At 58.4% G+C, this 12,827-nt stretch carries 13 protein-coding genes; all 13 read right to left on the bottom strand.

The window, feature by feature from the left end; all coding sequences use genetic code 11:
- Positions 1 to 130 precede the first annotated feature (130 nt).
- The 13 genes from lpxB to pyrH all read right to left on the bottom strand — a co-directional run bounded on the left by lpxB (position 131) and on the right by pyrH (position 12,783).
- Complete coding sequence (lpxB, locus tag JZI28_RS08195; protein WP_348156860.1) at positions 131 to 1,291, bottom strand: lipid-A-disaccharide synthase; 1,161 nt, start codon at positions 1,289 to 1,291, stop codon at positions 131 to 133.
- Positions 1,288 to 2,076: an LpxI family protein gene (locus JZI28_RS08190; protein ID WP_375699811.1), complete on the bottom strand. Its 789-nt coding sequence runs from the start codon at positions 2,074 to 2,076 to the stop codon at positions 1,288 to 1,290. Before JZI28_RS08190 ends, lpxB begins: the two co-directional genes overlap by 4 nt.
- A gap of 4 nt (positions 2,077 to 2,080) precedes the next feature.
- The gene (gene lpxA, locus JZI28_RS08185) at positions 2,081 to 2,866 is read right to left on the bottom strand and encodes an acyl-ACP--UDP-N-acetylglucosamine O-acyltransferase (RefSeq protein ID WP_295454777.1); all 786 of its coding nucleotides are present in this window, start codon (positions 2,864 to 2,866) and stop codon (positions 2,081 to 2,083) included.
- Between the two features lie 5 nt (positions 2,867 to 2,871).
- The gene (gene fabZ, locus JZI28_RS08180; RefSeq protein ID WP_295454779.1) at positions 2,872 to 3,336 is read right to left on the bottom strand and encodes a 3-hydroxyacyl-ACP dehydratase FabZ; all 465 of its coding nucleotides are present in this window, start codon (positions 3,334 to 3,336) and stop codon (positions 2,872 to 2,874) included.
- Between the two features lie 72 nt (positions 3,337 to 3,408).
- Positions 3,409 to 4,029: an OmpH family outer membrane protein gene (locus tag JZI28_RS08175; protein WP_375699810.1), complete on the bottom strand. Its 621-nt coding sequence runs from the start codon at positions 4,027 to 4,029 to the stop codon at positions 3,409 to 3,411.
- A gap of 27 nt (positions 4,030 to 4,056) precedes the next feature.
- Positions 4,057 to 6,459, bottom strand: a complete 2,403-nt coding sequence (bamA, locus tag JZI28_RS08170) for an outer membrane protein assembly factor BamA (RefSeq protein ID WP_375699809.1) — start codon at positions 6,457 to 6,459, stop codon at positions 4,057 to 4,059.
- Positions 6,460 to 6,595: 136 nt separating this feature from the next.
- Positions 6,596 to 6,733 carry a hypothetical protein gene (locus JZI28_RS08165; RefSeq protein WP_295454782.1) on the bottom strand — a complete coding sequence of 46 codons (138 nt, stop codon included), beginning with the start codon at positions 6,731 to 6,733 and terminating at the stop codon, positions 6,596 to 6,598.
- 243 nt (positions 6,734 to 6,976) lie between these two features.
- Positions 6,977 to 8,326, bottom strand: a complete 1,350-nt coding sequence (gene rseP / locus JZI28_RS08160; RefSeq protein ID WP_375699808.1) for an RIP metalloprotease RseP — start codon at positions 8,324 to 8,326, stop codon at positions 6,977 to 6,979.
- 4 nt (positions 8,327 to 8,330) lie between these two features.
- Complete coding sequence (gene dxr, locus JZI28_RS08155; RefSeq protein ID WP_375699807.1) at positions 8,331 to 9,503, bottom strand: 1-deoxy-D-xylulose-5-phosphate reductoisomerase; 1,173 nt, start codon at positions 9,501 to 9,503, stop codon at positions 8,331 to 8,333.
- 16 nt (positions 9,504 to 9,519) lie between these two features.
- On the bottom strand, positions 9,520 to 10,320 hold the full coding sequence (locus tag JZI28_RS08150) for a phosphatidate cytidylyltransferase (RefSeq protein WP_375699806.1): 801 nt from the start codon (positions 10,318 to 10,320) through the stop codon (positions 9,520 to 9,522).
- A complete protein-coding gene (locus JZI28_RS08145; protein WP_375699805.1) occupies positions 10,317 to 11,075 on the bottom strand; it encodes an isoprenyl transferase in 759 nt (252 codons plus the stop codon). The genes JZI28_RS08150 and JZI28_RS08145 overlap by 4 nt, the downstream gene beginning before the upstream one ends.
- Before the next feature lie 8 nt (positions 11,076 to 11,083).
- On the bottom strand, positions 11,084 to 11,647 hold the full coding sequence (gene frr, locus JZI28_RS08140) for a ribosome recycling factor (RefSeq protein WP_295454791.1): 564 nt from the start codon (positions 11,645 to 11,647) through the stop codon (positions 11,084 to 11,086).
- Between the two features lie 389 nt (positions 11,648 to 12,036).
- Positions 12,037 to 12,783 carry a UMP kinase gene (gene pyrH, locus JZI28_RS08135; protein WP_348156840.1) on the bottom strand — a complete coding sequence of 249 codons (747 nt, stop codon included), beginning with the start codon at positions 12,781 to 12,783 and terminating at the stop codon, positions 12,037 to 12,039.
- Positions 12,784 to 12,827: the final 44 nt, after the last annotated feature.

Here is a 12,827-nt window from a genome sequence, read left to right as displayed (position 1 = left end):
AGCCAGGTGCGAGGCCCAGCTGTGCTTTCTCAGCACTGTAGAGAGTAGAAAAATGACCGTACCGCCGCAGGACAGAGCGCGCTTTTAGACGCGGGCCTGCGGCGCCAACATCAGGTCAGCGCGCGCCGCTTTAGGGGAGGCGTTGGAGCACCGCCCTGGCCGCCCGCAAGCCCGGTTCCTCACCGCCCTGCCCCAAACGCTGCATGGTCACTGCCATCGCCGCCTTTTGCAGCTCAGGCGCCTGTGCCAGCGCATCCAATTGCCTCGCAATGTTTTCGGCTGTGCACTCAGGGCCCAGGCATTCTGGCACCACGCGGGTTTCACTTACCAGATTGACCAAGGTCACCGTATCCACCAGCGCCATGCGTTTCATCACCTGCCAGGTGAGCCACTGAAACCGATAGGCAATCACCATGGGTGTTGCATTGGCGGCCAGCTCCAAAGAGACCGTCCCCGAGGCCGCAAGCGCCAGATCTGAGGTGGCAAAGGCCGCGCGCTTGATTGCGGCATAGGCCTGGGCATCATGGCTGTTGGGATCCAGAAACAGGGTGTTTTTGGGCCAATCCTCGGCCTGGGCCCGTACCAGATCAGCTACCGGCGCAGCACAGGGAACCACCGCCCTGTAGCCTGGATGAAGATGCGCAAAGGCTTGCAAGGCTTCGCCAAAAACAGGCCCCAACCGGGTGACCTCGGACCGTCTGGAGCCGGGCAAAGCCAGCACCAACGGCGCCTCACCGAGATCAAATTTGGCGCGAAACTCTGCTATTTCAGGGTCTGTTGCCAGTGGCTCTGCCACAACCGGATGGCCGACAAAATCGCAGTCCATTCCTGCCGCTTGCATCAAGGGCGGCTCAAACGGCAGCAGCGCGAGAACCTGATCAATGCTCCGCGCCATCTTTACCGCCCGCTTGGGGCGCCAGGCCCAAACCGAAGGGGCAACATAATGCACGGTGCGAATATCACTGCCAGCCTTGACCAGGCTGGCAACCCGCAGGGAAAAATCCGGGCTGTCGATGGTGATCAGAACGTCAGGGTTCTGGGCAATCACTGCCTCTGCCGTCTCGCGGATACGCCGTTTGAGATGACGGTACTTGGGCAGCACCTCTGCCAGCCCCATGACCGACAGCTCCGCCATAGCAAATCGAGAGTCCAGCCCCTGTTCGGCCATCAATGTGCCACCGATCCCCTCAAAACTGACATCCGGGCGCAGGGTCTTGAGCCCCGCCATCAAGGCGCCCCCCAGCCTGTCGCCCGAGGGCTCCCCCGCCAGGATAAAGACCTTAAGGCTCACGAGGCGCGTAACCAGAGAAACAGCCCAAGGCGATCACAGGCCGCAATCACCGCGTCCTGCTCCAGCACGATAACGCCGCCGGCCTCCAGCACGATCCCCGACAAGCCGGCCTTGGCCGCCAGCTCAACCGTCTGCGGCCCAATGGCAGGCAGGTCAGCGCGGCGATCCTGGCCGGGTTTGGGCGCCTTGAACAAGATGCCGCCCTGGCCATCCGGGCGATTTACCAGGCTTTGCAGCATCCAGTTGGTGCCAAAGGCATTTTCCACGGCAATTGCCTGACGTGCCCGAATGGCGCAGCACTGGCCAATATCCGCTGCGGACATAGCCGAAACCACCTCGGCGCCGCGCTCGGCATCCGCCTTATCGATTGCGCCGGGCTGCACCTGACTGGCAACCCCCTCTGCCATCAACAGTTCTGGTGCGACCTCATGTGCCGCCCGCAGGGTAAAGCCCGCGGCCTCGATCAGCCCCATCACTGCACGCAGCGCCCCGTCGTCGCCGGATCCCAAAGCCGCCTGGATAACCGGCACCATCGGCAGGGTGGCGGCATCAATGGCGGTCGGATCTATGGGCGGGCGGCTGACCGCGCCGGCCAGACAGACCTCGGTCACGCCTGCGGATTTCAGCCGCGCAAAAAAACTGCCTAGATGTTCAATGCGAAAGGAAATCTCGGCATCGACGCAGTCCGGTTCAGAGCCCTCCATGGCGCAGATCAGCGCGCGCCGGGTCTGACGGTCGCATATTTCCTTGGGCAAAAGCCCGGTTCCGGCAATGACAGCAAGCATTGGGTCAGCCTCCGGGCGTCAGGAAAGAGCGATCGGTCTGCCCGGTAATAAAGGCAACGATTTCTTCAACATAGGCGCTTTCGGTCTCGTCCCCCAAACGCCGGGCGCGTTCCTGAAAGGTGCCCTCGCCCTGGGCCAACATCTGAAATGCCGCCCGCAGAGCCGTGATGTCAGAGCGGGTCACGCCGCGCCGTTTCAGACCAACCAGGTTGAGCCCATCCAGCCCGCCACGCGGCGCCTGAACCAGGCCATAGGGGATCACATCATTGGTCACCATGGTCACAGCACCAATGATAGCGCCGCGACCAATACGAACCCATTGGTGAATGCCGGAAAGCCCACCAATGATCACATCGTCCTCAAGCACACAGTGCCCGGCCACCGCAGCGGAATTCACTACAATCACCCGGTCGCCCACAATGGCATCATGGGCAATATGGCAGCCGGCCATAAACAGCCCATCATCGCCAATTCGGGTCACGCCGCCGCCGCCTTCAGTGCCGGCATTGACCGTGACGTGTTCACGAATGCGGTTGCGCTTGCCAATGACTGTGCGACTTTTCTCGCCCTGGAACTTGAGATCCTGTGGGATCTCACCAAGCACCGCAAAAGAGAACACCTCGGTGTCATCACCAATCTCGCAATCCCCGGTGATCACCACATGGGATTTCAGCGTCACCCGCGCACCCAGAACCACCTCGGGGCCGATATGGCAAAAGGGCCCAATCTGGCAGCCCTCACCAATCCTGGCGCCCTCTTCGATCACCGCACTGGGGTGAATTTGGCTCATCCTATTCAATCCTTTTGAATATCCACCATTGCGGTGAACTCTGCCTCGGCGGCGGTTTCCCCCTCAACAGTGGCAAGGCCCTTGAATTTAAAGATTTTGCCGCCAGCCTTGCCGCGCAAGATCTCAACCTTCATTTCCAGCACGTCACCTGGAATGACTTTACGGCGGAATTTGCACTTGTCGATATTCATGAAGTAGATCAACAGATCGCGGTCGACCATGTCCAAAGCGACCCCCAGCATAACACCAGCGGTCTGCGCCATGGCCTCAACAATTGTGACCCCTGGCATGATCGGTGTGCCCGGAAAATGGCCCTGGAAATGCGGCTCGTTCATGGTCACGTTCTTGATGCCACGCGCCGAGCTAATTCCGTCGATGTCGACCACCTTATCGACCAGCAGGAATGGGTAACGATGCGGCAGGATCCGCTGAATAAGGTGAATGTCGGCGCTCTGTAGCTCAGCGGTCATGGCAAGTATCCTGTCTTTGGTATGTTTGAACGTCCCTATCAACTAGGTCCATTTTGAGCAAGCTTCCCGGGCCTATTGATCCTGAGCCTCGTCGGGCTGATCCACACCATCGCCCAGGACCTTGTCGATCCGCGTGATCGCCAGATCGGTGATATCCACCACATCTGCGCTGAGAAAGACGGTGGAATGGTCGAGAATCACCCCGGCCCCGGTTTCGCGCATGATACCCTCCAGCACGGGAAGAGAGGCGGCAAAAAACTCGCGCCGAGCGGTCTCTCCGAGCTGACTGATTTCACGCAGTTTTTGGTCCTGCGTGCTACGGGTTTCTTGCACCTTGCGGTCAAAGGCATCGGCGAGGGTGCGAAAGGCTTCTGCCTCCATTGCACTGCGTCGGGCGGTCAATTCCTGTTCTTCGGCCCGCAAATCAGCCTCGATGTTGCGATTTTCCGCCGTTAAAACAGCGCCTTCGGCCTCGATCTCCTGCGCCACGCGCTTGCCAAACAGGCTTTCTGAAAACAGCCGGTCCGGCTGAATGGTCAGCAAGCCACTTTGAGGCGTACCCAGCTGCACGTTCTGCCCCAGCTCGAACCCACCCAGTGGCAGGCCCTGCTGCGCCGCTGCGGGCGCTGCTGCTGTTGTCAGGGCAACAAGCGCCGCCCCTAGGGCCAGCGCTTGTTGAAATCGAAAAAGCACAGTTGACACCAAAGGCTTGATCCCCCGTTAGAACCGCGCCTGTAGGGTCAGATCGAAGCTTTGTTCCTGGTCAAAGTCTTCTTTCTTGAGCGCCTTGGAAAAATTGAACCGCAGCGGCCCAAGCCCCGTTGTCCAAAGCAACGAAAAGCCAACCACATGACGGAAAGACCCGTCGCGACCGACGATGTTTGTGCTGCCGGTGGTATCAACATCGTTCAACCCCCAGAGGTTGCCCACGTCATAGAACAACGCCCCACGCAGCCCCAGCTCATCGGGTAGCCCCAGCGGAAATTCAGCATCAAATCGCGCTACAGCAAATATATTGCCGCCAAGGAAGTCATCATAAGAAGTGCCATCGGGCCGCGCAGAACGATCCCGTGGACCAATACCACCGGGTTCAAACCCCCGCATGATAGACGGGGAAAGAACATACCGATCCAAGGACCGGCTACTGTTGTTCCCCATCCAATGCAGAGCACCAGTTTCCAACGTCGCGCGCAGAGTTACCTCTTCGTTGAGGATCGTTTTTTGAGCCACAAATTTTGTGCTTGTCTTCAGGAACTCATTGTCACCACCAAGACCAGCATAATCCGCGCCGACTTCAAAAAGAAATCCTGCATTGGGGTCCAGACCATTCAACCGGCTATCATAGGTGTATTTCAGACCGAAAACGCTGCTGGAACGTTCCCCTTGGGCGATTTCATTTACAATTGTCGGCGCCGCAGACGGGTAAGTGCCGCCGATGTAGCTCCTATCAGCCCGCGCAATCATCTCGGCGGTATTCCAAGAGTAGCTCACCCGCAAGGCTGAGCTCTCGCTCAGCTTGAAGGAAAGCGCTGGGGACAGAAACGCACGCTTGGTATCATACTCAGAAAAACTCGAGTCTGATTCAGAAAGCCCAAGGTCAAAACTGAAGCGTAGATCGCGGCCCAACAGATGCGGCTCAACAAACCCTAGAACATATTCGTCCGCTTCAGTCGCTGTTGCAATAGCGAAGGAAAGACGCTGCCCACGGCCCAGGAAATTGTTTTCGCTTAACCCGAGCGAAATGCCAAAGCCATCGTTTACCGAATAGGAGCCACCAAGGCTCAGCGAGCCGGTGGGCTGTTCTGCAACATTGACGTCCACTACCACTTGGCTGGGTGAACTTCCCTCGCGGACATCAACGTCTGATTCAGAGAAGAAACCAAGGGCGCGAATACGTTCCGCCGTGCGCCGGATCTCACGTGGGTTGAAGGGATCGCCTTCGACCGTGCGGAACTGCTGGCGGATCACCCGGTCCAGCGTCGTTGTGTTACCCTCGATATCGATACGCTCAACAAAGACACGAGGCCCACGGGTGAGAACATATTCGACATCAAGGGTCAGATCGCGATCATTGCGCGTCACCCGAGGTTCAATCCGCAGGAAATCGATGCCCAGGCGCAGGGCCAAGTTTTCCATGCGTTCGATTTCTGTTTCAACCACGGTCGGGGAATAGGTAATACCCGGTTTGGATTTGAGCGCCCTGCGGAACACATCCGCGTCGGCTTCAGACATCTCGCTGGTGACCGTAATATCGCCAAAGGAGAACTGCTGTCCCTCGGATACATCAACCACCAAGAAAACCGCATCACGCTCGCGGGTGACCTCGGCATTGGCGCTGTTGACCCGGAAATCGACATAGCCGCGCGACAGGTAAAAATCGCGCAGGATCTGTTTGTCAAAGTCGATCCGGTCTTCGATCAAAGTGTCTTTGTTGATAAAAGCGCGCAGGAAACCAGCCTGTTTGGTTTCCAGAACCCGACGCAGCCTGCGGTCCGAATAGACCTGGTTGCCAAGAAAGGACACCCGTTCAACTTCGGTGGTGTCGCCTTCGGAGATTTCAAACACCAAATCAACACGGTTGTCGCTGCGGCGAATGATCCGTGGGGTTACCCGCGATGCCAGCCGCCCCTGCACGCCGTAGGCTTCAGCGATGGCTACCGCATCCTGTTCTGCGACGGCCGGATTAAACACCCGGCGCGGTGACGATTCGATAATTTCGGAGAGATTCTCATCTTTGATACGGCGATTGCCTTCAAAGTTGATTTTATTGATGGTCGGGAATTCTGTCACCTTGATGACCAGGGTGTTCCCTCTTGGAACCAGTTCGACGCTTTCAAACACACCACTGTCGACGATGTTCTGATAGGCATCGTTCAGCTTGCCGGCAGAAACGGTCTTCCCCCGTTCGATGCCCGTATAGGCAACAATAGTTGAGGTTTGGATACGCTGGTTACCCTCAACTTGCACTTGGTTGAACCGGTAGTTCTGTGCCTCGGCAAAATTGGGTGACAGCCCAAGCCCGAAGGTAACAGTTAAGGCGATCACAGATACGCCACGATACAAAATATTGGTACGCTTTACGCGCTTACCGCAGGATATGCCCACGTTCTTGCCCCAGACCATCAGTATTTACCCGAAATTAATAGCAGCTTAACACTGTGCGTACCGGGTTTGTGAGCGGTTGTCAAAACCAACAAAAAAACACGCGGGCAGGAACCCGCGCGTCTACTGGCACTGTAAATTCAGACTTATGAGGCGGTTACATAGACGCCAGCCAGCTTCCGAGGCAAAGCGACAGCACGATAAACGTGGCCGAAAGCGCTCGATCCCAATTCAGGCGCAACAAAAGAGCAAATCCGTTTTCAGTTTCAGCAGGTATCATCATCTGGCTTTGCATGACTTTATCCCCCAGGAAAGACGCAGGATCTGGCACCTTACAGAGCCCCTCTTTGGGCCCTGACATCAGGTGTTGTCCGCCAAATCTTGCGCGTTAATGCAGATTACCAAAGCCTTAACCGCAGAATGTGGCATCAGTTTGGCACATTCTGAATTCGCAAAGGGCGGCCCTCAGGCCGCCCCACCATTGATTTATGAAGATCCCAGACAGGCACCGGCAAAGAGTGTCAGCAGGGATACAGTATTAGCAGAAAATGTCGTTACTCAGCGCAAAGACCATCAACGACAGGATCATGGCGATGCCCGCAGTCATGAGAATCTGCATTGCGCGATCGCTGGGCGGACGTCCAACCACCGCTTCATAGGCATAAAATACCAGATGGCCACCATCCAGTGCCGGGATTGGAAACAGGTTCAGCAGGCCAACAGCAGTCGACAGGACCGCGATAAAGCGAATGAAGCTGGCCGTCCCCTGGCTCGCGGTGTCGCTAGAAGCCTTGGCAATGCCAATCGGCCCCGACAGGTTACAGCTGCTTATTGCCCCGGTGATAATATGACCAAGCCCGGAAATCGAAGAGCTGACAACCGTCCACACCTGCGCGACCCCACTTGAGAGTGCATGCCCAAATGTGGTCGGCTCGGTCTCATACTCGATCAGGTTGCCACCACTCACGCCAATCAGCCAGCGACTGGTGAAGCCGCCATCTGCTGTGGGCAGGTCCATTTGGCGCGGCGACAGGGACATCTGAATCGTTGTTCCATCGCGCAATACATCAAGCGAAAGCTCCGCCCCCTTGGTCTGGGCAACCTTGTCCACCAGCTGCCCAAAGGCAAAAACCGGATCCCCGTCCACCGCAGTGATAAAGTCGCCAGGTTGCAACCCCGCATCAGCAGCTGCGCTACGCGGCGACACAGAAGAAACATAGGCCGGGGCAAAATGGGTGTCCGTAACCCGCAGTTCTGCACCATCGCGACGCACCAAATATTCCAGGCTGGGCGTCACCGGCAGCGCGTCACGGAATTCCGTCCAGGCCACTGAATCGCTAAGGGCTGGAACCGGAAGACCGGCAACCTCCAACAGCTCATCCCCGGAGCGCAGGGTGTTTTCAACACCCGGAACAGGCACCAATGACCCAACGGTCAACGGGTCACGCACCATGCCAAAATAGAGCGCAAGCGAAGCAAAGACGGCAATCGACATGACAAAGTTGAACACCGGCCCTGCCACAACCGTAGCAGCACGCGCCCAGAGCGGCGCGCCGTGCATGGTACGGCGTAGCTGAACAGGGTCTGCCGCAGCGGCTTCGATGACATCCGTGTCCTTGCCCGAGGCCGCATCCGCATCGCCCAGGAACTTTACATAGCCGCCAAACGGCAAGGCTGCGATCTGCCACTTGGTGCCGCGCTTGTCATGGCGGCTCCACAGCACCGGGCCAAACCCCAGCGAGAAAACCTCGGCGTGGATACCGGACCAACGTCCGACAATGTAATGGCCGTATTCATGTACCGCGACGATCACCGAGAGCGCCACGACAAAACTGACAACCGTATAAACGAGCCCGCTAAGCTGCGGGAGAAGTGCGAGTAGGTCCAAAACTTTACCCTATGCTTTGAGCTGCAGCCACATCGGCTGCCTTGCGGGCGATGTGGTCAATCTGTGTGACGTTATCAAGGGTCATTGCGGACTCAATGAGGCCGCTTTGCGTCTCAATTTGATCCAGCACCCTGGCGGTGATCTCGGCCATATCGGTAAACCGGATGGCGCCGGCGATAAAATGGTCCAGCGCGCGTTCCTTGGCGGCATTGAACACAGCGCCCATCAACCCGCGCCGCTGCATGACATCACGCGCCTGCGCCAGCGCCGGATAGCGGGCAAGATCGGGCTGGTGAAAGTTGAGCTGGCCGATGCTGGCCAGATCCAGCCGCGCAACAGGCAGGTCGCGCCGCTCGGGCCAGTGCAAGGCATAGCCAATGGCATGGCGCATATCTGGCGCCCCGAGATGGGCCATCAAGGCCCCATCGCGAAACCCAACCAGCGCATGCACCAGGGATTCAGGATGTACCAGCACCTCAATCTGATCTGGCTCAACCCCAAAGTATTCACGGGTTTCAATGACTTCCAGCGCCTTATTGAACATGGAAGCGCTGTCAATGGTGATCCGCTGGCCCATGTCCCAATTGGGATGCGACGAGGCCTGAGCCAGCGTCGCCTGTTGCAGGTCTGCCAAAGGCCAGTCGCGAAATGCGCCGCCAGAGGCCGTGATGACAATGCGCTCCACCGCAGAAATCTCTTCGCCCACCAGTCCCTGAAACACCGCCGAATGTTCACTATCCACCGGCAGCAGGCGTGCGCCATGCTGTTTGGCGGTGTCTAGCAGCAGCGCTCCGGCGCAGACTAGGGATTCCTTGTTGGCCAGCGCCAGTGTGGTGCCCTGTTCCAACGCCTTGAGCCCCGGCGCCAAACCCGCAACTCCAACGATGGCCGACATGATCCAGTCCGCGGGCCGCGTCGCCGCCTCAATCAGGGCCGCCTGCCCCCCTGCGGCCTCGACTTCGCTGCCAGCAAGCGCCCCGCGCAGAGCGGGGAGCTGGTCCTCAAAGGCGGTGACCGCCAGATCCGCACGCAGGTCGATTGCGTCGCGCGCCAACTGGGCAATATTGCGCCCGCCCGTTAGCGCCACCACCTCATAGGCCTGTGGCGCGCGTTTGATGAGATCAATCGTGCTTTGCCCGATAGAGCCCGTGGCCCCAAAAATTGAGATTTTCCGCATCTATTTCCCTCTCGGCCTATCCCAGAAAGGGGTAGAGAAGCAGGAACATGGCCGCAGCGCCCAGCATTCCATCAAAGCGATCAAGCAGGCCCCCGTGGCCCGGAATAAGCCCGCTGGAATCCTTGACGCCGGTCTGACGTTTCAAGGCGCTTTCGGCGACATCCCCGGCCTGACTGGCCATCGCAACCAGCACCGAGGCCAATACCAGGGCAAAGCCCATGTCAAACACAGGCGCAGCCCCCAGGCCCACCAGTGCCGCGGCGACCCAGCCAGCCGAAGTACCAGACCAAGTCTTTTTCGGGCTGATACGCGGCCAGAACTTTGGCCCGCCAAAGATTTTGCCTGCAAAATACCCGGCAACATCCGTTGCAATCACCACCAGCGCCAGCCAGATCAACCAATCCGCGCCCAAAGAGATCCGCATCCAGATAAAGCTATAGCCCGCCAGAACAATCCACAGCGCAAAGATCGCAAATCGCGCCTTTGCGCCTTCAGCAACCCGCAACCAGCCCAGAACAACAGGCAGCAGCAAGAGCCCCGCCCCCAAAGCCGCAGGCAGAATTCCAGCAAGGAGCACCGCGCCAAAGCTCGCGCCCCCCAGCAGCAGCGCAGTGTCGGCCCGACGGGGGGCCAACATCTGGCTCAGCTCCCAGACCATGCCGCCACAGCAGGCTGCAATCACCAGGGTGAAAACCAGGCCCCCGGCCCAGATTGCCCCCAGAGCCACCACAACCATCACCAGCGCCGAGATGATCCGTGGTATCAGATCGCCCCAGCGGCCGGTGCTACCGGCACCATTTGGTGTGGGCCTGTTCATGAGGGGACCGCGCCAAACCGGCGATCCCGCGCGCCAAATTTGCTGCACAAACGCCCCAGCTCTTCGGCGGTGAAATCCGGCCAGAGCGTGTCAATAAATTCATATTCCGCATAGGCAGACTGCCACAGCAGGAAGTTGGAAATCCGCGCTTCGCCGCTGGTACGGATCACCAGATCCGGGTCGGGCAAAACATGGGTGTCCAGATAGCGCGGCAGTGTTTCTTCGTTGACATCCTCAGGCAGCAGCCGCCCGTCCGCAACATCCTGCGCCAGCCGTTTGGTGGCGCGGGCGACCTCATCCCTGCCGCCATAGTTCAGGGCGATGGTGAGGTGAATGCCGTCATTGGTCTCGGTTTCATGCTCCAGCTCGTCCATCAGTTGCACCAGCTTGGCGTCCAGACGCAGACGATCACCAATGAACCGCACCCGCACGTTTCGCGCAGCGAGGGCTTTCATCTCATTGGAGATATAGCGGCGAAACAGGCTCATCAATCCGGAGATCTCAACCTGGGTCCGCTTCCAGTTCTCGGTAGAGAAGGCAAAGATGGTGAGATATTTGACCCCGTAGTGCGGGCAACACGCAACAATCTCGCCCACGCGGCGTGCGCCGGCGTGATGGCCAAACAGGCGGGGTCGCCCCCGTGCCTGCGCCCACCGGCCATTGCCATCCATGATAATTGCAACATGACGCGGGCCAGAGGATCTGTGTCCCTCTGACGCCGCGCTTTTCATACTCGTATTGGGATCACTGGGCATGTAGCGGGTCAGACCTGCATGATTTCTGCCTGCTTGTGCTCAAGCGCATCATCCACAGCTTTGATCATCGCATCGGTCAGATCCTGCACTTCGGATTCCCAGAATTTCTGGTCATCCTCGGACAGGCCATCGGACTTGGCCTTTTTGATCTGGTCCATGCCATCGCGGCGCACATTGCGGATGGAAACCCGGCAATGTTCAGCATATTGGCCGGCAACCTTGCCAAGCTCGCGGCGGCGTTCTTCGTTCAGCTCTGGGATCGGCAGCATGATGATGGTGCCGTTGAGCTGAGGGTTGATCCCCAGGCCAGAATTGCGGATCGCTTTTTCCACCGGCCCCACCAGGCCCTTATCCCAGACATTGATGGTCACCATGCGCGGCTCTGGCACGTTGACCGTGCCAACCTGGTTGATCGGTGTCATCGAGCCATAGGCCTCGACCATGACCGGCTCCAGCATGGAGCCAGAGGCACGTCCGGTGCGCAAAGAGGCAAATTCGGTTTTCAGATTCGCCATCGCGCCGTCCATACGGCGTTTCAGATCGTCGGTATCCAGTTCGAAATCGTCAGACATCTCTTCTCTCCCCTGACTTGAGGCAGTCTTTGTTCCGCTCATAAGCCATTGGTCCGTCAATGTATAGCGATCATGACATGGATTTCTGAACAGGCGCGCTTTGACATCACAGACCGCGGCCCTTGGGGCGCCATAGTGCCTTGAACGAAATTACGCGTGATGGCAGGCCATCACGCGTAGATAAAAAAGGTCCGAGGGGACCATGGCACCACCGGGTTAGATCAATTTCCCCGGTGCTTACATTCTGTAAAGTATGCCTGCCCTTGATTTAGACAACCAAGATGTCAGCGGCATGACAGCCCCGCAGGTTCCGTTCTGCCCTGCGCTGATTAAACCGGAGCTGATCAAACCGGAGCAGTTTAACCCGGAGCAGCCTGTCGTGCCGCAGGCTAGTCCTGCACCTTGGTATAGGTTCCTTCCCCTGCCAGAATGCCGCGAAACCCGCCGGGCTCATCCAGAGAGAACACGATGATGGGCAGATTGTTGTCCCGCGCCAGGGCAATTGCCGAGGCATCCATCACCCCAAGGCGCTTGGCCAGAACATCGTCAAAGCTCACGGCATCATACCGTTGGGCATCGGCGTGCTTTTCGGGATCCTTGTCATAGACGCCATCCACTTTGGTGCCCTTGAAGATCACTTCACAGCCCATTTCATTGGCGCGCAGCGTGGCTGCGGTGTCGGTGGTGAAATAGGGGTTGCCGGTACCGGCGGCAAAGATGCAAACCCGCTTTTTCTCCAGGTGGCGCACCGCGCGGCGGCGAATATAGGGCTCACAGACCTGATCCATCGGGATGGCTGAGATCACCCGACAGAACACGCCGAGATCTTCCAGCGCGCTTTGCATGGCCAGGGCGTTCATCACCGTGGCCAGCATCCCCATATAGTCGGCAGTGGTGCGCTCCATCCCCTGGGCGGCACCGGACAAGCCGCGGAAAATATTGCCGCCGCCAATCACCATGCAAATCTCGACGCCCATGTCATGCACGGATTTAACTTCGCGCGCGATGCGCTGAACGGTGGGCGGGTGCAGGCCGAACCCCTGGTCGCCCATCAGCGCTTCACCCGAAATTTTCAGCATGACACGGTTATAGGTAGCGTCTGGAGCAGTATCCAGCGTTTCAAGATCAAGGGGCATGTTGCGCTCCGGCAGATGAGGGGGTTAGTTTGCGCGGCAAAATG

This window comes from Pseudophaeobacter sp. TrK17, assembly GCF_042192375.1.
Classification (GTDB): domain Bacteria; phylum Pseudomonadota; class Alphaproteobacteria; order Rhodobacterales; family Rhodobacteraceae; genus Pseudophaeobacter.
This window is presented reverse-complemented; position numbering and strand designations above follow the sequence as displayed.